Raw genomic sequence first — 21,074 nt, forward strand, 5'->3', positions numbered from 1 at the left:
GGTATCACTCCGTCGTCACCTGGTCGGACGAGCGGCGCCCGCCCGTGGTTGCCCGCCGGAGGACGCACGCGGGGGTCAGCGGGCGGGGGCGGGCTCCGCGAGCGGTGCGGACGGCTGGACGGCGGTGCGCCGGGAGAGGCGGCGGACCTGGGGTTCCAGCAGGACGACGGCGCTCAGCAACAGGCAGAGCGCCGCACACGCCCAGAGCGCGCCGGAGAGGCCGAGCGCGTCCGCGGCCGGGCCGGCCAGGGCGGTGCCGACCGGGGCCAGCGAGAGCGAGCCGAGGTGGTCGTACGCCGAGACCCGGGAGAACGCGTCAGCCGGGATCTCCTGCTGGAGCGCGATCATCCAGTTGACGCCGAAGACGGTGACCCCGGCGCCGGACAGGAACATCGCCACCACCAGGGCCGGCAACGGCGCGGCCAGGGCGAGCGCCAGGGCGGGCAGGCCGAAGAGGAAGACACCCCAGTTGCCGATCAGCAGGATCCGGCGCGGCTGCCAGCGGACCATCAGCAGGCCGGACACCACCAGACCGACGCCGTGCGCGGCCAGCGCCAGGCCCCAGTCGCGCGCCCCGCCGAGCCGCTGCTCGGCGACGATCGGCCCGTACACCGCCTCCACCGCGGTGATGCAGGCCATCAGCACGGCGAACTGGAGCACGATCACCCAGAGCCAGCGGCGGGAGGCGAACTCCTGCCAGCCCTCGCGCAGGTCGCGTAGCATGCCGCCGCCGGTCCCGGCGGGCGCGGCCGGCTCGGCCTCCAGGAAGAAGCGCAGCGAGGCGGCGAGCAGGAAGCAGCCGGCGTCCAGCGCGAGCACCCAGCCGGGGCCGACGGCGGCGGTGAGGGCGCCGCCGAGCGCCATGCCGCCGATCTGGGCGGAGTTGAGCGCCATCCGGAAGACCGAGAAGGCCCGGCCGGCGTGCTCGGCGGCCACGCTCTGCATGATCATGCCCTCGGAGGCGGGGGCGTAGAAGGCGTGGCCGGCGCCGCCCGCCGCGGAGAGCAGCATCAGCTGCCAGAGCCGGACGTCCCCGGCCAGCACCAGGGCGGCCAGCACGGCCTGGGAGACGGCGCTGAACAGGTTGGCCGCGACCATGACGTGGTGGCGCGGCAGGCGGTCGGCGAGCGCGCCGCCGACCATCAGCAGCAGGACCACCGGGACCAGCCGGGCGGCGGTGACATAGCCGACCTCGGCGGTGGAGCCGCCGTTCTCCATGACGGCGAAGGCGGTGGCGATCGGGGCGCCGGCATTGCCGAGGCCGCTGACCACGGTGGCGGCGGTCTGGATGCGGTAGTTGCGGCCGGCCCAGGGGAAGCGGCGTCGGCGGGGTGGGGGTTGGCTCTGCACCTGGCGACTATGGCCGGGGGAACTGTCAGCTGTCCAGCGCGTTTCGGCCCTTACGGCTCCCGTCAGCCGAGGTGTCCCCAGAGGAAGCTGAGCGTCCGCCGCCAGGCGATCCGGGCCTGGAGCGCGTCATAGGTGCCGAGCAGGTTCTCGTCGTTCATGAAGGCATGCCCGGCCGGATAGAAGTGGACCTCCGGGCGGACGTCGGTGGCCTCGCCGATCCGGATGGCCGCCTCGTCCACGGCGGCCATCGGGATCGAGCGGTCGTGCTCGGCGTAGTGGCCGAGGACGTGGGCGGTCAGGCCGCGGTAGTCGAAGTCCGGGTCGGGCGGCAGCCCGTAGAACGGGACCACCGCGGCCACCCGGTCGCCCTCGGCGGCGGCCAGCACCAGGGCGAAGCCGCCGCCCATGCAGAAGCCGACCACCCCGACCGCGTCGCCGACCACGCCGTCCAGCCCGAGCAGGAACCCGACCGCGCTGCGCAGGTCCACCACGGCCTGCCCGACCGGGAGCTCGCGTTTGAGCCGGGCGGCCTCGGCGGCGTCGTGGGTGGTCGTACCGCCGAAGAGGTCCGGCGCGAGGACGGTGAAGCCCTCCGCGGCGAAGCGGTCGGCCATCGCCGCGACGTGTGGGGTGAGGCCCCACCACTCCTGGACCACCACCAGCCCGGGGCCGACTCCCTGCGGCGGCCGGGCCAGGTAGCCGTGGGCCTCGCGGCCGTTGCCGGGGAAGGTGACGTTCTGCCGGGAGCCGCCCTGCTCAGGCATGGCTTCCTCTCGGTGGGACGGGCCGCGCACGGCGGCGTGGACAGCGGTGCTGCGGACGGGGGGTCAGCCCATCTCCTCCAGGGCGCGGCCCTTGGTCTCCTTGATGCAGAAGGCCACGAAGGGGATGGAGAGCAGCGCGAAGAAGGCGTACCCGATGTACGTCGCCGACAGGTTCCAGTCGGCGAGGTCGGGGAAGCTGACGGTGATCGCCCAGTTGGCGATCCACTGGGCCGAGGCGGCGACGGAGAGGGCGAGCGCCCTGATCCGGTTGGGGAACATCTCGCCGAGCAGGACCCAGACCACCACACCCCAGGAGAACGCGAAGCAGAACACGAAGACGTGCGCCGCGACCAGTGCGACGGTGGCGTGGGTGTCGTCCAGGGTGGCCGTGTCACCGGTGCCGTGCCGGTAGGAGAACGCCCAGGCGGCGGTGGACAGGGCCGCCGCCATGCCGGCCGAGCCGGCCAGCGCGAGCGGCTTGCGGCCGATCCGGTCGACCAGCACCATCGCGACCACCGTGCCGACCACGTTGACGATCGAGGTGGAGAGGCTGATCAGCAGCGAGTTGGACTCGTTGATGCCGACGGACTGCCAGAGGAAGGACGAGTAGTAGAAGATCACGTTGATGCCGACGAACTGCTGGAACACCGAGGCGCCGATACCGACCCAGACGATCGGCAGCAGCCCGAAACGGCCGCCCAGCAGGTCCTTGGCCCGCGGCTTGTGGGCGGACTCCAGGACGGAGCGGATCTCCGCCACCCGGGCGTCGAGGTCCACCCCCTCGCCCTCCACCTCCAGCAGCACCTTGCGGGCCTGCGCCTCGCGGTGGTCGGCGATCAGGTAGCGCGGCGACTCCGGGATGGCCAGCGCCATCAGCCCGTAGACCAGGGCCGGGATCGTCTCCACGCCGAGCATCCACTGCCAGGCCTGGATGCCGCCGAGGTGGCCGGTCGACTCGCCGCCGGCGGCCTGGTTGAGCGCCCAGTTGACGAGCTGGGAGACGGTGATGCCGAGCACGATCGCCAGCTGCTGGAAGGAGGCCAGCCGGCCGCGGTAGGCGGTGGGCGCGACCTCGGCGATGTAGGTGGGCGCGATGACCGAGGCGATGCCGATCGCGACCCCGCCGACCACCCGCCAGGTGGCCAGCACCTGGATGGTCGGCGGGAACATCGAGCCGATGCCGCTGATCGCGAACAGCACGGCGGCCAGCAGCATCGTCCGGACCCGGCCCAGGTGGTCGGCGAGCCGGCCGGCGGCCACCGCGCCGGCCGCCGAGCCGAGCAGCGCGATGGCCACCACGAAGGCCGTCTCGCCGTTGCCGACCCCGAAGTGCTTCTGGATGCCGGTCACCGCGCCGTTGATCACCGCACTGTCGTAGCCGAACAGGAAGCCGCCCATCGCGGCCGCCGCGGAGATGAACACGACGTGCCCGAGGTGCGCCCCACCGGCGGCCGGACGGGTCTGGGTTGTGGACACGCACGCTCCCCGGGTGGACGGGCCCGCCGGCACGGCCGAATGGGCAGGACTCGTCTCACATTCGATCAGCGGCCGTCGTGACCCGCCCGGCACCGACACCCGAACGGGTGACGTCGCGTCAGCGCCGCCACCCCGCGCGGCGGGCGTTGCGGCGGAGCACCTGGGCGCGGACGCCCGCGTCCAGGCCCTGCCCGCGCTCCGCGAGCCGGTCCGCGAGGGCGTACTGCTCGTCGGCGGGCTTCTTGTCGTCGTACTTGAACTTGGCCCGGACCTCGCGGACCGTCAGCCGCAGCCCGCGCAGACCCGGCAGGAGCCGGCCGAACGGGCTGTCGCCGGGGGCGACCCGGACGTCCGGCGTCTCCGGCTGGAAGTGCGCCAGCTGGCGGTTGAGGATCTCCGCCTTGCCGGCCGCATCCTCGACGATCGAGGCCGTGCAGAGGAAGTGCACCGAGGCGTAGTAGCTGGTGGGCGTGCCCGGCTCGCCGCGCCAGTGGCCGGGGGCGAAGGCGTAGTCGTCGGTCACCGCCAGGGTGACCGCGGGATCGGCGCGGACGGCGGCGAGCAGCGGGTTGGGCGCGGCGAGGTGGAGCAGGATCTCGCCGGCCTCCGCGTCCAGCAGGAAGTGGGTGGGGACCAGCACCGGGCCCTCGCCGGCGCGGCCGTTGGCGGCGAGCAGGCCGAAGTCGCGCCCCTCGGCGAGCCAGGCCTGCCACTCGGCCTCGTCGCCCCGGTCCCAGGACCTGATCAGCATCGGCGGGCCCCCGTCACCCGATGAAGTCGCGCAGGTGCGCGGGGAGCGGCACGGTGGTGGACTCGTGCGGCTCGGGCGTGCCGTACACCGTGGTCACCGGCACCACGCCGGCCCAGTGCGGGAGGCCGAGGTCCTCCTCGTCGTCGTCGGCGCCGTCGGCCCGGGTCTTGGCGGAGACCTCGTCCAGGACGAGGCGGATGACGGCGGTGGCGGCCAGCTCCTTGGCGTTGGCCGGGCGGACCTCGGCGGAGCGGCCGGGGACGGTCTGGTCGACCAGCGCGTCCAGTGCAACCGACAGCTCCTCGGGGTCGGTCACCTGGTGCGCGGTGCCGTGGGCGACCACCGAGCGGAAGTTGATCGAGTGGTTGAACGCGGACTTGGTCAGCACCAGGCCGTCGACCTGGGTGACGGTGACGCAGACCGGCAGACCCTCGTCGCCCTTGGCGCCGCGCAGCGGCCGGCTGCCGGTGGAGCCGTGGATGTAGAGCCGGTCGCCGACCCGGGCGTAGATGGTCGGCAGCACCACGGGGGCGCCGTCGGCTATGAAACCGAGGTGGCAGAGGTAGCCGCTGTCCAGAATGGCGTGGATGGCGTCCTGCTCCCAGGTCGCGCGGTCCTTGTAGCGGGTCGGGGTGGTGCGCGGGGTGCGGGAGTAGGACGCGGCGCTGCCTGACATGACAACCTCTATGTACTAGTGCATAATCTCTTTTGTGCTAGGAGACTATCCGATCAAGGGGCGGCGCGCCAGCGAAATCGCGGCCGACGTCGAACAGGGTGTCAGCGCCGGACGGCTCGCACCGGGGACCCCACTGCCCCCGCTGCGCGACCTGGCCGCCGAACTCGGCGTCAACCCCAACACCGTCGCCGCCGCCTACCGGCTGCTCCGCGACCGCGGCGTCATCGAGACCGCCGGCCGCAGGGGCAGCCGGATCCGCCCGCGGCCCGCCACCACCCCGCGCGACCAGATCCGGATGCCCGTCCCGCCGCACGCCCGGGACCTCTCCAACGGCAACCCCGACCCGGCCCAGCTGCCCGACCTCACCCCGGCCCTCGCCGCCGCCGCCGAGGCCGCCCGCCGCGACCCGGTCCGCTACGGCCGCGCCTCCGCCGACCCCGGGCTGCTCGCGCTGGCCGCCGAGGGCTTCCGCGCCGACGGCCTGCCCGCCGGGCCGATCGCCATCGCATCCGGCTCGCTCGACACCATCGAGCGGATCCTCGTCACCCGGCTGCGCCCCGGCGACGTCGTCGCGGTCGAGGACCCGGGCTGGGGGAGCCTGCTGGACCTGCTGCCGGCGCTCGGGCTGCGCGCCGCCCCGATGCCGCTGGACGATGCCGGCCCGCTGCCCGACGCGCTCGCCCGGGTGCTGGCGGACGGCGCCCGCGCGGTGGTCGTCACCAGCCGGGCGCAGAACCCGACCGGCGCCGTGCTCACCGCCGAGCGGGCGCAGGAACTGCGCGCGGTACTGGCCGAGCACCCCGGCGTCCTGCTGATCGAGGACGACCACGGCCACGGCATCGTCGACCAGCCGTACCACCCGCTGGCCGGTGCCGGGTCGGAGCACTGGGCGGTGGTGCGCTCGGCGGCCAAGGCGTACGGGCCGGACCTGCGGCTCTCGGTCGCGGTCGGGGACGCGGAGACCATCGGGCGGGTGCTGGGGCGCCAGCGGCTCGGCGCCGGCTGGGTCAGCCACCTGCTGCAGAGCACCGTCGCCGAACTGTGGCGCACCGACGCCGCGCCGGCCGCGCGGGTGGCCGCCGCCTACCGGGCCCGGCGGGACGCGCTGATCGGCGAGCTGGCCGCGCGCGGCATCGAGGCGCACGGTGCGAGCGGGCTCAACGTCTGGGTACCGGTGCCGGACGAGACCACCGTGCTGGGCGCGTTGGTGCAGCGCGGCTGGGTCGCGGCGCCCGGCGCGCGCTTCCGCCTGGAGTCCCCGCCCGGCCTGCGGATCACCGTCGCGGAGCTGGACCCCGCGGACGCTCGGCGGCTGGCCGACGATCTGGCGGCCGTACTGGGAACGGACGGTGCCGTCTCGCGACTGATCTGAACCGCCCGGTAACACAGCGAGAAACCTCGTGCAGATACCTAGCGGTAACAAGCGCGGGCATGTCATCTTCATCGCGCCACCGGCCGGCGGCCTACCCTCACCTACGCGTCTCCCCGCCCCCACACCGCGGGCGAGACCGACCGCAGGAGTTCCGCCGTGCCCGAAAGCTGTTCGAGCATCATCCGCAGAACCACCCGCCTCAAGCGGCGGCTGCTCGCCGCCGTTCTCACCCTTCCGCTCACCGCGGCCGGCCTGGTCGCCGTCGCCGCCGCACCCGCCCGGGCCGCCGTTCCTTCCGGTGCGACCGCCAGCGTCACCCTGGGCGACAGCTACATCTCCGGTGAGGCCGGCCGCTGGAAGGGCAACTCCGTTGTCACCAGCGGAAGTCGGGCCGGAACCGACCGGGCCTGGACCGGCAGCGCGTACGACCCGAGCCGGGTGTACGGCGCGACCTACGAGAGCGGGTGCGACCGCTCGGACGTCTCCGAGGTCCGCAGCGCCCCGGGCATCGCGCAGACCCAGCTCAACCTGGCCTGTTCCGGCGCCGTCGCCGCCAACGTCTACCGTGCCGCCAACGGCGGCCAGTCGTTCAAGGGCGAGGCCCCGCAGGCCGACCAGCTCGCCGCCGTGGCAAGCCAGTACAACGTCAAGCTGATCACGCTCTCGATCGGCGGCAACGACCTCGGCTTCTCCGACGTGATCGAGACCTGCGTCAAGGACTACCTGGTCTGGTACTCCTACTGCAACGACGACCAGCAGAGCGCGATCGACTCCCGGATGCCCGGCGCGATGGCCGGCGTCGGCAAGGCACTGGACGAGATCCGGGCCGTGATGTCCGGCGCCGGCTACGGGGCCGGGGACTACCGGATCGTGCTGCAGTCCTACCCCTCGCCGATCCCGCGCAGCGCGGAGATGCGCTACCCGGAGAGCGGCTGGTCCCGCTCCGACACCGGCGGCTGCCCGTTCTGGAACGGGGACGCCGACTGGGCGCGGGACTCGCTGGTGCCGCAGATCTCCCGGGCACTCGCCGGCGTCGCGGCCTCGAAGGGCGCGCAGTTCCTGGACCTCGGCGACATGCTGCAGGGCCGCGAGGTCTGCTCCAAGGCGACCCGGCAGGCGACCTCGACCACCGCGCCGTCCGCCACCACCAGCGAGTGGGCGCGGTTCGTCGACGGCGGGCTCAACTCCTCGCAGGGCACCGTGCAGGAGTCGATGCACCCCAACTACTACGGCCAGCAGGCCCTCGGCCAGTGCCTGACCCTGCTGTACGCGAGGCCGAGCGGCAACTACGCGTGCCGCAACACCGCGGGGCAGGACGCGAGCGGGATGTACCTGACCGCGAAGTAGCGTACGCGGAATGGGCGGTGCCCCCTTCCTCCCGGCTGCCGGGAGGAAGGGGGCACTTTCCGGGCCCCTTGAGCCGGGTCCGCTGAGCCGGGTCCGCTGAGTCGGACCCCTGAGCCGGGCTCGCGGCTGCGGGGTCAGCCCTTGGCGAGCAGGGCCTGGGCGTGCGCCCTGACCTGATCCTTCGTCAAGTAGGCGTCGGTGTACTCGAAGTCGCGAAGCCGGGCGGGCTGGCGGGCCAGGAAGCCGGTCCGGACGAAGTCGTCGCCGGCGGTCGCGTTGAGCAGCCAGTTGGCGCCGACCCGGAACTTGGCCGCGTTGGTGCGCATCGCCATCAGGTGGTAGCCGCGCGCCACCAGCTGGGCGGGGACGCCGCGCAGCTCGACACCGACCGGCTTGGAGACCGCGTCCTTGCCGCCGAGGTCCACCACCAGGCCCAAGTCCTTGTGGTAGTAGGGCTCCAGCGGCTGGTTGCGCAGGGCGGCGATCACGTTGTTCGCCACCACCCTGCCCTGGCGGGCCGAGTGCTGGGCGGTCGGCGGGCAGACCGCGCCGTCGCCCTTGGCGAGGTCCGGCACCGCCGCCGCGTCGCCCAGCGCGAACACACCCTCGAACTGCGGCACCCGCATCTCGGCGGTCACCGCGATCCGGCCGCGGACGGTCTCCGCGTCCAGGGTGCCGATCAGCGGGCTGGCCGCGACACCCGCCGTCCAGATCAGCGTGCGGCAGGGGAGGACCCGGCCGTCGGTGAACTTGACCGACTCGGCGCCGACTTCGGCCACCGAGACGCCGAGCGAGACCTCGATGCCGCGCTCGCGGAGCACCTCCAGCGCGGCCGTGCCGAGGGCGTCGCCCAGTTCGGGCATCAGCTTCGGGGCGATGTCGATCAGGTGCCACTTGATCTGCCGGGCGTCCAGCCGCGGGTAGCGCTGGGCGGCCGCGGTGGTCAGACGCTGGAGGCAGGCCGCCGTCTCGGTGCCCGCGTAGCCGCCGCCGACCACCACGAACTGGAGCCGGGACTCGCGCTCCTTCTGGTCCAGGGTGGCCGAGGCGAGGTCGAGTTGGGCGATCACGTGGTCGCGGACGTAGGTCGCCTCGGCGAGCGTCTTCATGCCGCGGGCGTAGTCGGTGAGGCCCGGGATGTCGAAGGTGCGGGTGACACTTCCGGGGGCGAGCACCAGGTAGTCGTACCTCTGCGCGACCACCTCGTCGGTGATCTTGCGGACCACGCAGACCTTGGAGCGCGGGTCCACACCGATCGCGCCGCCCGGGACGATGTGGGTACGGCGCAGCGACCGGCGGAGCGAGACCGCGACCGACTGCGGGGTGAGCACCCCGGCCGCGACGTGCGGCAGCAGCGGAAGATAGAGCTGATAGCTGAACGGCGTGACCAGCGAGATCTCCGCCTCCGAGGGCGAGAGCTTGCGTTCGAGGCGGCGAGCGCACTCCAGTCCGGCGAAGCCGCCGCCCACGATCAGGATCCGAGGTCGTTCCATCGCTCATCCTTACAGTGCAGGTCGTACCGCGCGGGGTCCGAGGCCACTACTGCCCGCCACACTCGCACGGAGCAGGGCGGGGTGCCACCGGGGCGGCGCGGATGGTGGAGGCGGGGGTGGTGGGACCTCCGGGGGTGGGGGCGGGGGCTCCGGTTGGGGTGGGCCGGGTGGTGGGACTTCCAGGGAATAGGGCAGGAGATGGGCGGAGGGAGCGGCGCGGTGGGTGGAGGTGGGTTGGGAGGGCCCGGGTCGCGCATATGCCCGATAGGCTGTCCGGCGTGCTCCCCGAGGTGACGGCGGTCCGTTATGTGACCCCACTGCGAGAAGGCGGCTCGATGCCGGGCCTGGTCGAGGCCGACGACCGGCGGCTGTACGCGCTGAAATGGGTCGGCGCGGCGCAGGGCCGCAAGGCGCTGGTGGCGGAGGTGCTGGCGGGGGAACTCGGCCGCCGGCTCGGCCTGCCGGTGCCGGAGTTGGTCACCGTCGACCTCGATCCGGTGCTCGCCCGCAGCGAGCCGGACCCGCAGATCCAGGACCAGATGCGGGCCAGCGGCGGTCTCAACCTGGGCATGGCCTTCGTCAGCGGCGCGCTCAACTTCGACCCGCTCTGCTTCGAGGTGGACGCCGGGCTGGCCGGGCAGGTGCTCTGGTTCGACGCGCTGATCGGCAATGTGGACCGCTCGTGGCGCAACCCCAACCTGCTGGTCGCCACCGGCGGCCTGCGACTGATCGACCACGGCGCCAGCCTGATCTTCCATCACCACTGGGCCGGCGCCGCCGGGTGGGTCCGCCGTCCTTACGACGCCTCCGACCATGCACTGCTGCGCGCCGAACCTGACCTGGTGGCGGCGGACAAGGCGCTCGCCCCGCTCGCGGAGGCGGCGATCGAGGCGGCGGTGGCGCGGATCCCCGACGTCTGGCTGACGGACGAGCCGGGCTTCGACTCGCCCGAGGCGGTGCGCGCCGCGTACCGCGCCCAGCTGACCGAGCGACTGGCCGGTCCGCGCGACTGGCTGCCGGAGGTGTCCGCATGACCGAGCCCGTGCCGCCGGCTGCCCTGCCGGCCGTCGCCGAGCTGCACGACTACGAGTACGCGGTGGTCCGGGCGGTGCCCCGGGTGGAGCGCGGGGAGTGCATCAACGTCGGCGTGCTGCTGTACTGCCGGCAGAGCGCGCACCTGGCGGCGCGGACGCACCTGGACCAGGCCCGGCTGCTGGCGCTGGACCCGGTGGCGGACGTCGCCGGGGTGCGGCGGGCGCTGCACGGGATCGAGGCGGTCTGCGCGGGCGGGCCGCCGGCCGGTCCGGCGGCGTCGGACAGCCCCGGGCAGCGGTTCCGCTGGCTGACGGCGCCGCGCAGCGCGATCGTCCAGCCGGGGCCGGTGCACACCGGGCTGACCGCGGACCCGGAGGCGGAGCTGCGGCGGCTCTTCGACCAGCTGGTGCTCTGAGGCTGTCGTGCGGGCGGTTGGATCGAGGACCTTTGCCGTGGTCAAAGCTTGAGTTGCTGAAGCACTCGGCCGTACGCTGGCCCCATGGGTTCGACAGCGACGACGACCGTACCGACCAACGCCGAGTTGATGGAGGCGTTGGCCGCGGTCGGCGCCGCCTACTTCCAGGACTTCGCCGCTGCGGCGGCCCGGCACGGGCTCTCCTCCTCGCAGGCGAAGGCGCTCGGCGCGGTGCAGGAGCCGGTGCCGATGCGGGCGCTCGCCGGGCGGCTCGGCTGTGACGCCTCCAACGTGACCGGGATCGTCGACCGGCTGGAGTCGCTGGGCCTGGCCAACCGTGAGGCGGCGGCCGGCGACCGGCGGGTCAAGATCGTCGTGATCACCGAGCAGGGCCGGGAGATCCTGGGCCTGATCCGCGCCGAGATGAGCCGCACCCACCAGGCCTTCGAGGCGATGACGGACGAGCAGCGGGTGTCGCTGCACTCGATCTGCGCCCAGGTGCTGCCGGTGCTGACCGGCCGGGTGGCCGGCGCTCAGTAGGCCGGGCCTCCGCGTGGCCCGGGTGCCCGACCAGCCCGGGCGTCCGGGCAGCCCGGGTGTCCGGGCATCCCAGGTGTCCGGGCAGCCCGGGTGTCCGGGCCGCGTACCGGCCGTGGCCGTCTGCCCGGTCCGGCGGCGTTCCGGCTGACCTCGGCTGTTAGGCTTGCGAAGCGTGAGCGCGAAGCCCCAGATCCCCAATGTCCTGGCCTCCCGGTACGCCTCGGCGACCCTGGCCCAGCTCTGGTCCCCCGAGCACAAGGTGGTCCTCGAGCGCCACCTGTGGCTCGCCGTCCTGAAGGCCCAGCAGGACCTCGGCGTCGAGGTGCCCGCGGGCGCCGTCGCCGACTACGAGCGGGTGATCGACCAGGTCGACCTCGGCTCGATCGCCGCCCGTGAGCGGGTCACCCGCCACGACGTGAAGGCCCGGATCGAGGAGTTCAGCGAGCTCGCCGGCCACGAGCAGATCCACAAGGGCATGACCTCCCGGGATCTGACCGAGAACGTCGAGCAGCTGCAGATCCGCCAGTCGCTGGAGCACGTGCGCGACCGCACGGTCGCCGTGCTGGTGCGCCTGGGCCGGCTCTCCGCCCAGTACACCGAGCTGGTCATGGCCGGCCGTTCGCACAACGTCGCCGCGCAGGCGACCACGCTGGGCAAGCGCTTCGCGACCGTCGCCGACGAGCTGCTGGTCGCCTTCCGCCGCCTGGAGGAGCTGATCGCCCGCTACCCGCTGCGCGGGATCAAGGGCCCGGTCGGCACCGCTCAGGACATGCTGGACCTGCTCGGCGGTGACACCGACAAGCTCGCCGAGCTGGAGCGCCGGGTGGCCGGCCACCTGGGCTTCGACAACGTGCTCACCTCCGTCGGCCAGGTCTACCCGCGCTCGCTGGACTTCGAGGTGCTGACCGCGCTCGTCCAGCTCTCCGCCGCGCCGTCCAGCCTGGCCAAGACGATCCGCCTGATGGCCGGCCACGAGCTGGTCACCGAGGGGTTCAAGGAGGGCCAGGTCGGCTCCTCCGCGATGCCGCACAAGATGAACACCCGCTCCTGCGAGCGCGTCAACGGCCTGGCTGTCATCCTGCGCGGCTACGCGTCGATGACCGCCGAGCTGGGCGGCGACCAGTGGAACGAGGGTGACGTCTCCTGCTCGGTGGTCCGCCGGGTCGCGCTGCCGGACGCGTTCTTCGCTTTCGACGGCCTGCTGGAGACCTTCCTGACCGTCCTCGACGAGTTCGGCGCCTTCCCCGCCGTGATCGAGGCCGAGCTCGACCGCTACCTGCCGTTCCTGGCCACCACCAAGGTGCTGATGGGCGCGGTGCGCGCGGGCGTCGGCCGGGAGACCGGGCACGAGGTCATCAAGGAGCACGCCGTCGCCTCGGCACTGGCGATGCGGGCCGGCGCCCGGGAGAACGAGCTGCTGGACCGGCTCGCCGACGACGAGCGGATGCCGCTGGACCGGGCCGCGCTGGACGCGCTGCTGGCCGACCGGCTCTCCTTCACCGGCGCGGCCGGTGCGCAGGTCGCCGAGGTCGTCCGCCAGGTCGAGGCCGTTGCGGCCGCCTACCCGGAGGCCGCCAAGTACGCTCCCGGCGACATCCTCTGACGGTTCCTCGGGCGACTGCTCAGACGACTCCCAGGCATACGAGGGCTCCGCTGCCGGTCAGGTGGCGGGGCCCTCGGGCGTTCCGGGGGCCCGCGGGGCGGACGTCGTTCCAGAGGCGGTTCCGGCGGGGAGGTGGCCCGGGTCGAGCGGCGGGCCGTTGGTGCCGCAGGAGTAGCGGCAGTCCGGCTCGGCCACCGGGTGGTCCTCGGCGGCGAGGACGTTGCCCCGGACGGTCGTGAACGCGATGAGTCCGCCCGTGACCAGCAGCCCGGCGCAGATCAGCATCGCCGTCCGGAAGGCGGAGTCCACCGAGGACGGCACCTGGTAGGCGTCGCCGCTGAGCCCGGCGAGTGCGGGCAGCGCGGCGACCGCGAGCAGACCGGCCGCGCGGGCGGCGGCGTTGTTGACGCCGCTGGCGATGCCCGCGTGCCGGACCTCCACCGCCGCCAGCACGGTCGCGGTCAGCGGTGCGACCAGCAGCACCATCCCGCAGCCCATCACGGTGACGGCCGGCAGCACGTCCGTCCAGTACGAGGCCCCCGCGCCGATCCGCAGCATCAGCAGGACGCCGACCGCGCAGAGCAGCGGGCCCACGGTGAGCGGCAGCCGTGGGCCGATCCGCTTGCCGAGCCGGCCGGCCCGGGCGGAGAACGCCAGCATCAGCACGGTGATCGGCACCAGGGCCAGCCCGGAGACCAGCGGGGAGAAACCGGAGACGATCTGCAGCTGCACGACCAGCAGGAAGAACACCCCGCTGAAGGCGGCGTAGACGCAGAGGGTGACCAGGTTCACCGCGGTGAACAGCCGGGAGGAGAAGAGGCCGAGCGGCAGCATCGGCTCCTGGGTGCGGCGCTCGACCACGATGAAGGCCGCGCCCAGCAGCAGCCCGGCCGCGCCGGTCAGCCAGACCCCGGGGGTCAGCCCGTCGCCGGCCGCGGTCAGGGCATAGGTGACGGAGCCCAGGGCCAGCGCGGCCAGCGCCGCGCCGAGCACGTCGAACCGGCCGGTCGCGCTCTCGTCCCGGCTCTCCGGCACGTGCCGGGAGGCCACGGCCACGACCACCACGGCCAGCGGGACGTTCAGCAGGAAGATCCACCGCCAGCCGGGGCCGTCCACCAGCCAGCCGCCGAGGAAGGGGCCGACCGCGGCCGCCACCCCACCCAGGCCCGACCAGAGGCCGACCGCCGCCGAGCGGTCGTCCGGGTGGTAGACGGCCTGAAGCATCGCCAGTGAGCCGGGGGTGAGCAGCGCCCCGCCGATGCCCTGGACCGCGCGGGCGGCGATCAGCACCTCGATGGTGGGCGCGGCGGCACACGCGGCCGAGGCGACGGCGAACCAGATCACGCCGAGCAGGAAGACCCGGCGCCGGCCGTAGCGGTCCCCGAGCGCGCCGCCGAGCAGGATCAGCCCGGCCAGGGTGAGCAGATAGGCGTTGAGCGTCCACTGCAGGGCGGCGAGCGGGGCGCCGAGATCGGTGCCGATCCGGGGCAGGGCGACGTTCACCACCGTGCTGTCGAGCATCGCCATGCTGGAGCCGAGCACCGTCGCCAGTAGTACCCAGCGGCCCTGCGCGGTGCCCAGACGCAGGGTGCCGGCCTCGGAGGTGGTCACGGCCTGATCGTCCGCCCCCGGGGGGCGACGTGACAAGGCTCACCGGGGGTGTGTCGGCGAATGGCTTTCCGTAGCCGATCACATGCGGACGGGCACCGAAATCGGCGGAGCGTCGTGGATCAGTGGCGCGCGGTGAATCGATTGTGCACATACTGTGCAGCCGATCATTCGGAGTGTCACCGTCTTCCCGGCTTTTGTTTCCGGTTCAAGAGATCGACATTGCTTCACCCGGATGGATGGGTTTTAGTTCAGCGACCGCCCGGCGTTGGCCCGGGTGGCCACCGGGTGGAACGCCTAGTCCTGCCGCTGCCCGGTGGTACGAACTGAACTCTGTTCGGCAGGAGCGGGGGACCCAAAGGTAAGTCGCCGGACCGGAATTCACGGTCCGGCTTGGGGTGAAGCCGCACATGCGGCCGGGCAACTCCAGCCCGAACCCGACAGCTCACCTCGCAGGCGTCGGAGAGGAAATTCCCCATGCCCGCACATGCTCGTCGTATCGCCCTGCCCCGCGCCGCCCGCATCGGCATCGCCACCGCCGTCACCGGCGCCGCGTTCGCCCTTCCGCTGGTGACCACCATCAGCGCGCAGGCCCACACCGCCCCGGCCGCGAAGCCCGCGCAGACCAGCACCTGGACCGGCGCCACCAGCGTCGACGCCGCCCCGGCCGCCGCCGCGCAGCCGGCCGCCGAGGCCGCCAAGCCGGCCGCCGCCCCGGCCGAGGAGAGCTACAAGGTCGTCGGCGGGGACTCCCTGTCGAAGATCGCCAACGCCAAGCAGGTCGAGGGTGGCTGGCAGGCGCTGTACGACCACAACCGCTCGGTCGTCGGCAGCAACCCGAACCTGATCTTCCCGGGCCAGCAGCTCGCGCTGGGCACCAAGGCCGCCGCCGCTCCGGCCGCCGCCGAGGCCGCCAAGCCGGCCGCCCCCGCCAAGTCCGCCTCGCAGGACTCCGCGAAGCCGGCCGCCCACGCCGCCGCCCCGAAGCCGGTCCAGGCCGCGAAGCCCGCGCAGGCCCCGGCCACCAAGCCGGCGCCCGCCGCTGCCAAGCCGGCCGCCCCGGCCACCACCCCGGCCCCGGCCGCGGTGGCCAGCACCTCCGGTTACGTCGCCCCCCTCGCCAACCCGAAGCTCGGCACCGCCTACGGCGTGGCCGGCTCGATGTGGGCCTCGGGCCACCACACCGGTGCCGACTTCGTCGCCTCCACCGGCACCCCGCTGCGCGCCATTGCGGCCGGCACCGTGGTGAAGGCCGGCAACGGCGGCGCCTACGGCAACGAGGTCGAGATCAAGCTCGCCGACGGCAAGTACGCCCAGTACGCGCACCTGTCCTCGATCGGCGTGAAGATCGGTCAGACCGTCACCGTCGGCCAGCAGATCGGCCTCTCCGGTGCGACCGGCAACGTGACCGGCCCGCACCTGCACTTCGAGATCCGCACCGGCTCGGAGTACGGCTCGGACATCGACCCGATCGCCTACCTGCGGGCGCACGGCGTCTCCATCTGACCTTCGGGCAGAGACCACCGCAAGGTGCGGGGCGTACGACCTCCCGGGATGGTCATGTCGGGTGACCGCTCGACCGGGTGATCGCCGCACCTCCGGCGGAACAACGGGCGCGGGACACGCCCAGGCCGGCCCGGCTCGCGAAGCTACTTCGCGAGCCGGGCCGGCCGCTGTTGTTTCCGGGAGGGTCTCCGGTCCGATTTCCGGCCGGGTTTCCGGTCCGGTGCCGGCCGGGTTTCCGGCGGTTTCCGGCGGTTTTCGGCGGTCTTCGGACCGGCGTCGGGGATGGGCGGTGGCCGGGTATTCCGGACCGGGGTCACGGCCGTTTTCGTTCGACTGATCAGGTCGCCGATTCCCGTGGCAGCCTGATCGGCCGTCAGGTTGGTGTGGCCCGAAGGTCAGTTCGTGCTGCCCGTCCGTCCGGTCAGAACCGGTGGGCGGGCAGTCCGCTGTGGGCGGCGGTCAGCAGCTGGTGCACCCGGTGGCCGAACTCGTCGGCGTCGTGAGCGGGTTCGGGGAAGACCAGACGGACATCGCGGTGGCCGTGCGGGTGGTCCAGGCGGAGCACCAGGCCGTACCGGTCGAGCGCGAGCGGGCGGATCTCCGGTCGCCCGGTGAGGAGGTGGGGGTCGATCAGCCGGGTGAGCACGGCGAGCGCGTCGGGGTGGTCGTCGGCGAGGTGGGTGAGCAGGCCGGCCTCGTACGGAGCGAGCGGGTCGGGTGTGGCGAGGGCGAGATCGGCGCCGGTGAGCGCGCTGGTGCCGTACGGGGTGGCGAGGACGGCGTGGGCGACGTCCAGGTGCAGGTGGACACTGATGCCGTCGTCGGCGAGGTGGGCGAGGTGGAGCCGGCCGGCCAGGGTGAGGCGGCCGCGGACCCGGTCGCGGACGGCGACCGGCGCGATGTCGGTGAGGTCCAGGGCGACGGCGAGACCGTCCGGTTCGCCGGTCACGGCGAGGGTGAGCGGCGAGTCGAGCGGTGCGCTCAGGCGCAGCCGGGAGCCGTGCACCACGACCGGGGTGTCGAGGTCGTGATGCTCGCCGCAGGCGCGGATCACCACCGAGGAGGTGGCGCCGAGCAGGCTGCAGACCCGTTCGGCGGCGGTGGGTTCGGACACCTCGACGTCGGTGGGGCTGGGGCTCATGGCGACCTCCGGTTGGTTAGGTGAGCCTAACCTAATGAGTTTGCCAGGCGAGGGCAAGGCGGGCGGGGTGGCTTCGAGGTGAGTGTGCATGCAGGGATAGGCCGCGCTTGCAAGTACCCGGCGAACGGCCGTATTGTCGACGCTGGTAGTTGCACACGCAATGTTCTTTGCATGCTCCGGAAAGCGGTTCCCTCATGCCCCTCGCGCTCCTGGCGCTGGCGATCAGTGCCTTCGGCATCGGTACCACCGAGTTCGTGATCATGGGCCTGCTGCCCGAGGTCGCCGGCGACTTCTCGGTCTCCATCCCCACCGCCGGCCTGCTCATCTCCGGCTACGCGCTCGGCGTGGTGGTCGGCGGGCCGCTGCTCACCGTCCTCGGCACGCGCGTTCCCCGCAAGGGGATGCTGCTGATGCTGATGGGCCTGTTCATCGCCGGCAACCTGGTCTCCGCCGTCGCCCCCGCCTTCGGGCTGCTGCTCGTCGGCCGGGTGCTCGCGGCCTTCGCGCACGGTGCCTTCTTCGGCATCGGCTCGGTGGTCGCCGCCGACCTGGTCGCCCCGCACAAGCGGGCCGGCGCCATCGCCCTGATGTTCACCGGGCTCACCGCCGCCAACGTGCTCGGTGTCCCGATGGGCACCCTGCTCGGCCAGCACTTCGGCTGGCGCTCCACCTTCTACGTGGTCGCGGGGCTCGGCGCGATCGGCTTCGCCGGGATCGCCGCGCTGGTGCCCGTCCAGCCGCGCGCCGAGGACACCCGGCTCGGCCCCGAACTGGCCGTCTTCCGCAAGCCGCAGATCTGGCTAGCGCTCAGCATGACGGTGCTCGGCTGGGGCGGCATCTTCGCGATGTTCACCTACATCACGCCGATGATGACCGAGATGGCGGGCTTCGCCGACTCCAGCGTCACCTGGCTGCTCTTCCTGTTCGGCGTCGGCCTCTTCATCGGCAACCTGCTCGGCGGCTGGTTCGCCGACCGCGCGCTGATGCGCAGCCTGTACGTGATCCTCGCGGTGCTGGCGGTGCTGCTCTTCGCCTTCACCTTCGCCGCGCACAGCAAGGTGGGCGCGATCGTGGCCATCCCGCTGATCGGGGTGTTCGGCTTCGCGACCGTCGCGCCGCTGCAGAAGCGGGTGATGGACCAGGCAGCGGGCGCGCCCACGCTGGCCTCGGCGGCCAACATCGCGGCCTTCAACCTGGGCAACGCGCTCGCCGCCTGGCTCGGCGGGCTGGTCATCTCGGCCGGGCTCGGCTACGACGCGCCGAACTGGGTGGGCGGGCTGATGGCGGCCCTCGCCCTGGGCGTCGCGCTGTTCTCCGGCGCGCTGGAGCGCAAGGCCGGCGGGCGCGGCGGGGCCGGCGTCGGCGGCGTCGGCGGCAAGGTCGTGGCGCGTGGTGGCGCGACCGCCGAGGAGACGGTCACCGCGGGGCGGTGACACGGCGCGCCGTGGCACCGTGAGCGGCAACACCGTGAGCGGTGGCCTGGTGTGTGGTGCGGAAGGGCCCGGACGGTCGGTCGTCCGGGCCCTTCGCGTGTGGGGACGGTCAGCCGATCACGGCCTGCGCGTCGATCTCGACCAGCATCGGCTCCTGCGGCAGCTCGACGAAGATCGTGGTGCGGCAGGGCTTCACGCCGCCCGGCTTGATGTTCTCCTCGATGAACTCGGCGTAGACCTCGTTCATCAGCGGGAAGTCGGCCCGCTTGGTGAGGTAGACGCGGAACATCACCACGTCCTCGACGGTGGCGCCGCCGGCCTCGACGATCGCCTTGACGTTCTCCAGCGTCCGGCGCGTCTGCGCCTTCACGTCGCCGTGGTACAGGTACTCGCCGGTGGCCGGGTCCTGCGGGCCCTGGCCGGAGACCTGGAGGATCGGGCCCTTGCGGACGCCCTGGGAGAACATCCAGGCCGGGGCGGGGGCGCCGTCGGTGCGGATCTCGGTCTTGTCGTGGACGGAGGGGTGCTCGCTCATGGGTTTCCTTTGTCGGAGCGGGTGGTCGGCCTGTCGGCGAGGTGGTCAGCCGGCCGGGGGTGTCTGCCCGCAGTCGGCGGAGATGGCGCGGGTGGTGGCGAGCAGCTGCGGCAGCAGCTCCAGCACCTGTTCGTAGGGGAGGACGACGTCCGGGACGGAGATCGAGGCGGCCGCGACGACGCGTCCGCTGGCGTCCCGGACCGGGGCGGCCACGCAGTTGATGAACGCCTCGTGCTCGGCGTGGTCCTGCGCCCAGCCCTGGGCGGCGACCTTCTCCAGCTCGGCCAGCAGGGCCTCGGGGGTGGTCAGCGTCCGGGCGGTGTGCGGGGTGAAGTCGATGCCGGACACCACCCGGCGCCGCTCGGGCACCGGCAGGTCGGCCAGCAGCACCTTGGAGACGGCCGCGCTGTGCAGGGCCGCGCGCAGGCCGATCCGCGAGTACATCCGCACCGGATGGCGCGAGTCGTACTTGTCGATGTAGACCACCTCGCCGCCCTCGTACGCGGCGAGGTGCACGGTCTGGCCGGTGGCGGCGTTCAGCTCGGCCAGGTGCGGGGCGGCGATCCGGCGGACGCCGCGCTGCTCCAGGGCGAGGCCGGAGAGCGCGAAGAGGCCGGCGCCCAGGTGGTAGCGGTAGGCCGGGTCCCGGTAGACGAAACGTTCCTCTTCGAGGCTCTGGAGCAGCCGCAGCACCGTGGTCTTGTGCACGCCGAGTACCTCGGCGAGCTGGTCCAGGGAGCGCTCGCCCTCGCCGAGCTCGGCGAGGATGCGCAAGGCGCGGGTGACGGTCTGGCTCATCGTGCTCCAAGGGCCGGGGAGGGGGCCGGGGAAGGGGCGGGTCGAGGGTCTGTGGCCGGCCGGGGGCGGGCGGCAGCGCCCACGGTCGTCGGCAGGACAGGGGACACGACGCCGTCCGCCGACACGCGGGTCGCGGCCCAGTCCGCGGCGGAGGCCGCCAGCAGGGCGTCGACCGCGGCCGCCGGCGGCAGCTCGGCCTGGTCGCCGTGGGCGGTCAGCGCGCAGGCGGCGCTGAGATGGCCCAGCCGCAGCCGGCCGCGCTGGTCCAGGCCGCGCACGGTGCCCGCCAGGTAGCCGGCCGCGAAGGCGTCGCCCGCTCCGGTGGCCTCGACCACCTCGACGGCGAGGGCCGGCTCGGTGACGGCCGTGCCGTCCCGGTCCAGCGCGGTGACCAGCCGGGCGGCGTCCTTGACCACCACGGTCGCCGGGGAGGGGAAGCGGCGGCGCAGCGCCTGCGCGCTGCCGGTGCCGAAGGCGGCCTCGGCCTCGTCGGCGCCGAGGAGCAGCACGTCGGCGGCGTCCAGCAGCGGCGGCAGGACGGCCGGGTCGCGGTCACGCCAGAGCGCGGGGCGCCAGTTGAGGTCGAAGCTGACCAGCCGGCCCGGCCGGCGGTCGGCGAGCAGGGCGCGCAGCAGGGCCAGGCAGTCGTCGGAGAGGGCGGCGGTGATGCCGGACAGGTGCAGCAGGCGGGCTCCGGCCAGCAGCCGGGCGGCGGCCGGGTCGGCCAGCAGGGCGGGGGAGAGCGCGGCGGCGGCCGAGCCGCGGCGGTGGTAGTGCAGGCGGCTGCGCCCGGGCCCGAGGTCGTGGCGGCTGCCGGTGGTGCCGCCGACCTCCTTGAGATAGAGGCCGGTCGGGCGGTGCCGGTCCACGGCGACCGCGGAGACGTCCACCCCGCGGGCGGAGACCTCGGCGAGCAGGCGGCGGCCGAAGCCGTCGTCGCCGACCCGGCTGACCCAGGCGCTCGGCACGCCGAGTGCGGCGAGTGCGCCCGCCACGTTGGACTCGGCGCCGCCGACCGAGAGACGGAAGTTCTCCACCGACTCCAGCGGGCCCGGCCGGTCCGGCAGCAGCACCGCCATCGACTCGCCCACGCAGACCGCCGTCGGAGGCGTGGGCTGCGGGGTGCCCGAGCTCGCGGCGGTGTCCTGTCGGGGCATCTGCTGAGCTCCTCGCGTGCTGGGGCCGGCCGTTTCGTTGACCTTGGTCCGGCGCCGATGCTAGAACCGTGATG

The 21,074-nt window shown here is 73.4% G+C and carries 19 protein-coding genes and 1 riboswitch; of the genes, 8 read left to right on the forward strand and 11 right to left on the reverse strand.

Annotated elements, in window-relative coordinates; translation table 11 throughout:
• Positions 1-75 precede the first annotated feature (75 nt).
• From ACZ6NC_RS07280 to ACZ6NC_RS07300, 5 genes are all read right to left on the reverse strand, one after another.
• Positions 76-1,350 (reverse strand): MFS transporter, encoded by a 1,275-nt coding sequence (locus ACZ6NC_RS07280; protein WP_465729858.1) that lies wholly within the window; start codon positions 1,348-1,350, stop codon positions 76-78.
• Between the two features lie 62 nt (positions 1,351-1,412).
• Positions 1,413-2,114, reverse strand: coding sequence for a dienelactone hydrolase family protein (locus ACZ6NC_RS07285; RefSeq protein WP_465729860.1), 702 nt, complete (start codon positions 2,112-2,114; stop codon positions 1,413-1,415).
• Between the two features lie 63 nt (positions 2,115-2,177).
• Positions 2,178-3,590, reverse strand: a complete 1,413-nt coding sequence (locus tag ACZ6NC_RS07290; protein ID WP_465729862.1) for a sugar porter family MFS transporter — start codon at positions 3,588-3,590, stop codon at positions 2,178-2,180.
• A gap of 118 nt (positions 3,591-3,708) precedes the next feature.
• Positions 3,709-4,341, reverse strand: coding sequence for an FMN-binding negative transcriptional regulator (locus ACZ6NC_RS07295; protein WP_465729864.1), 633 nt, complete (start codon positions 4,339-4,341; stop codon positions 3,709-3,711).
• Between the two features lie 13 nt (positions 4,342-4,354).
• Positions 4,355-5,017, reverse strand: coding sequence for a pyridoxamine 5'-phosphate oxidase family protein (locus ACZ6NC_RS07300; protein ID WP_465729866.1), 663 nt, complete (start codon positions 5,015-5,017; stop codon positions 4,355-4,357).
• Between the two features lie 34 nt (positions 5,018-5,051).
• Between ACZ6NC_RS07300 and ACZ6NC_RS07305 the strand changes: the two genes are divergently transcribed.
• The gene (locus ACZ6NC_RS07305; RefSeq protein WP_465729868.1) at positions 5,052-6,389 is read left to right on the forward strand and encodes an aminotransferase class I/II-fold pyridoxal phosphate-dependent enzyme; all 1,338 of its coding nucleotides are present in this window, start codon (positions 5,052-5,054) and stop codon (positions 6,387-6,389) included.
• Positions 6,390-6,545: 156 nt separating this feature from the next.
• Positions 6,546-7,736 carry a GDSL-type esterase/lipase family protein gene (locus ACZ6NC_RS07310; RefSeq protein ID WP_465729870.1) on the forward strand — a complete coding sequence of 397 codons (1,191 nt, stop codon included), beginning with the start codon at positions 6,546-6,548 and terminating at the stop codon, positions 7,734-7,736.
• Between the two features lie 134 nt (positions 7,737-7,870).
• Here ACZ6NC_RS07310 and ACZ6NC_RS07315 read toward each other — a convergent pair whose 3' ends face one another.
• Entirely contained in the window at positions 7,871-9,229 is a 1,359-nt protein-coding gene (locus ACZ6NC_RS07315; protein ID WP_465729872.1) for an NAD(P)/FAD-dependent oxidoreductase, read from the reverse strand.
• Positions 9,230-9,507: 278 nt separating this feature from the next.
• Here ACZ6NC_RS07315 and ACZ6NC_RS07320 point away from each other — a divergent pair, with 278 nt between their 5' ends.
• The 4 genes from ACZ6NC_RS07320 to purB all read left to right on the forward strand — a co-directional run bounded on the left by ACZ6NC_RS07320 (position 9,508) and on the right by purB (position 12,822).
• On the forward strand, positions 9,508-10,263 hold the full coding sequence (locus tag ACZ6NC_RS07320) for a HipA family kinase (protein WP_465729874.1): 756 nt from the start codon (positions 9,508-9,510) through the stop codon (positions 10,261-10,263).
• The gene (locus tag ACZ6NC_RS07325) at positions 10,260-10,679 is read left to right on the forward strand and encodes a DUF3037 domain-containing protein (protein WP_465729876.1); all 420 of its coding nucleotides are present in this window, start codon (positions 10,260-10,262) and stop codon (positions 10,677-10,679) included. The genes ACZ6NC_RS07320 and ACZ6NC_RS07325 overlap by 4 nt, the downstream gene beginning before the upstream one ends.
• Positions 10,680-10,763: 84 nt before the next feature.
• Positions 10,764-11,219: a MarR family winged helix-turn-helix transcriptional regulator gene (locus tag ACZ6NC_RS07330; protein ID WP_465729878.1), complete on the forward strand. Its 456-nt coding sequence runs from the start codon at positions 10,764-10,766 to the stop codon at positions 11,217-11,219.
• Between the two features lie 172 nt (positions 11,220-11,391).
• Positions 11,392-12,822: an adenylosuccinate lyase gene (purB, locus tag ACZ6NC_RS07335; RefSeq protein WP_465729880.1), complete on the forward strand. Its 1,431-nt coding sequence runs from the start codon at positions 11,392-11,394 to the stop codon at positions 12,820-12,822.
• Positions 12,823-12,879: 57 nt separating this feature from the next.
• On the opposite strand, the gene ACZ6NC_RS07340 is transcribed toward purB, so the two are convergent.
• Positions 12,880-14,433: an MFS transporter gene (locus tag ACZ6NC_RS07340; RefSeq protein WP_465729882.1), complete on the reverse strand. Its 1,554-nt coding sequence runs from the start codon at positions 14,431-14,433 to the stop codon at positions 12,880-12,882.
• A gap of 311 nt (positions 14,434-14,744) precedes the next feature.
• A riboswitch (cyclic di-AMP (ydaO/yuaA leader) is annotated at positions 14,745-14,904 on the forward strand.
• A 3-nt stretch (positions 14,905-14,907) separates the two neighbouring features.
• Here ACZ6NC_RS07340 and ACZ6NC_RS07345 point away from each other — a divergent pair.
• Positions 14,908-15,936 (forward strand): M23 family metallopeptidase, encoded by a 1,029-nt coding sequence (locus ACZ6NC_RS07345; RefSeq protein WP_465729884.1) that lies wholly within the window; start codon positions 14,908-14,910, stop codon positions 15,934-15,936.
• Positions 15,937-16,357: 421 nt separating this feature from the next.
• On the opposite strand, the gene ACZ6NC_RS07350 is transcribed toward ACZ6NC_RS07345, so the two are convergent.
• Positions 16,358-17,077, reverse strand: coding sequence for a DUF2470 domain-containing protein (locus tag ACZ6NC_RS07350; protein ID WP_465729886.1), 720 nt, complete (start codon positions 17,075-17,077; stop codon positions 16,358-16,360).
• Positions 17,078-17,271: 194 nt separating this feature from the next.
• On the opposite strand from ACZ6NC_RS07350, the gene ACZ6NC_RS07355 reads away from it, so the two are divergent.
• Complete coding sequence (locus ACZ6NC_RS07355) at positions 17,272-18,510, forward strand: MFS transporter (RefSeq protein WP_465729888.1); 1,239 nt, start codon at positions 17,272-17,274, stop codon at positions 18,508-18,510.
• A gap of 109 nt (positions 18,511-18,619) precedes the next feature.
• Here the strand turns inward: ACZ6NC_RS07355 and ACZ6NC_RS07360 are convergent, their stop codons facing one another.
• The 3 genes from ACZ6NC_RS07360 to ACZ6NC_RS07370 are packed head-to-tail and all read right to left on the reverse strand — an operon-like array spanning position 18,620 to position 21,000.
• On the reverse strand, positions 18,620-19,045 hold the full coding sequence (locus ACZ6NC_RS07360) for a RidA family protein (protein WP_465729890.1): 426 nt from the start codon (positions 19,043-19,045) through the stop codon (positions 18,620-18,622).
• Between the two features lie 45 nt (positions 19,046-19,090).
• Positions 19,091-19,843: an IclR family transcriptional regulator gene (locus tag ACZ6NC_RS07365; protein WP_465729892.1), complete on the reverse strand. Its 753-nt coding sequence runs from the start codon at positions 19,841-19,843 to the stop codon at positions 19,091-19,093.
• Positions 19,840-21,000 (reverse strand): sugar kinase, encoded by a 1,161-nt coding sequence (locus tag ACZ6NC_RS07370; protein ID WP_465729894.1) that lies wholly within the window; start codon positions 20,998-21,000, stop codon positions 19,840-19,842. The genes ACZ6NC_RS07365 and ACZ6NC_RS07370 overlap by 4 nt, the downstream gene beginning before the upstream one ends.
• Between the last annotated feature and the right edge of the window lie 74 nt (positions 21,001-21,074).

This window comes from Kitasatospora sp. NPDC041988 (assembly GCF_055588525.1).

Excerpts from the sequence above, each read along its gene's own strand:
- ACZ6NC_RS07360 (WP_465729890.1), bottom strand. The coding sequence starts at position 19,045 with ATGAGCGAGCACCCCTCCGTCCACGACAAGACCGAGATCCGCACCGAC.
- ACZ6NC_RS07365 (WP_465729892.1), bottom strand. The coding sequence starts at position 19,843 with ATGAGCCAGACCGTCACCCGCGCCTTGCGCATCCTCGCCGAGCTCGGC.
- ACZ6NC_RS07330 (WP_465729878.1), top strand. The coding sequence starts at position 10,764 with ATGGGTTCGACAGCGACGACGACCGTACCGACCAACGCCGAGTTGATG.
- ACZ6NC_RS07350 (WP_465729886.1), bottom strand. The coding sequence starts at position 17,077 with ATGAGCCCCAGCCCCACCGACGTCGAGGTGTCCGAACCCACCGCCGCC.
- ACZ6NC_RS07295 (WP_465729864.1), bottom strand. The coding sequence starts at position 4,341 with ATGCTGATCAGGTCCTGGGACCGGGGCGACGAGGCCGAGTGGCAGGCC.
- ACZ6NC_RS07325 (WP_465729876.1), top strand. The coding sequence starts at position 10,260 with ATGACCGAGCCCGTGCCGCCGGCTGCCCTGCCGGCCGTCGCCGAGCTG.
- ACZ6NC_RS07285 (WP_465729860.1), bottom strand. The coding sequence starts at position 2,114 with ATGCCTGAGCAGGGCGGCTCCCGGCAGAACGTCACCTTCCCCGGCAAC.
- ACZ6NC_RS07355 (WP_465729888.1), top strand. The coding sequence starts at position 17,272 with ATGCCCCTCGCGCTCCTGGCGCTGGCGATCAGTGCCTTCGGCATCGGT.
- ACZ6NC_RS07370 (WP_465729894.1), bottom strand. The coding sequence starts at position 21,000 with ATGCCCCGACAGGACACCGCCGCGAGCTCGGGCACCCCGCAGCCCACG.
- ACZ6NC_RS07315 (WP_465729872.1), bottom strand. The coding sequence starts at position 9,229 with ATGGAACGACCTCGGATCCTGATCGTGGGCGGCGGCTTCGCCGGACTG.
- ACZ6NC_RS07345 (WP_465729884.1), top strand. The coding sequence starts at position 14,908 with ATGCCCGCACATGCTCGTCGTATCGCCCTGCCCCGCGCCGCCCGCATC.
- ACZ6NC_RS07300 (WP_465729866.1), bottom strand. The coding sequence starts at position 5,017 with ATGTCAGGCAGCGCCGCGTCCTACTCCCGCACCCCGCGCACCACCCCG.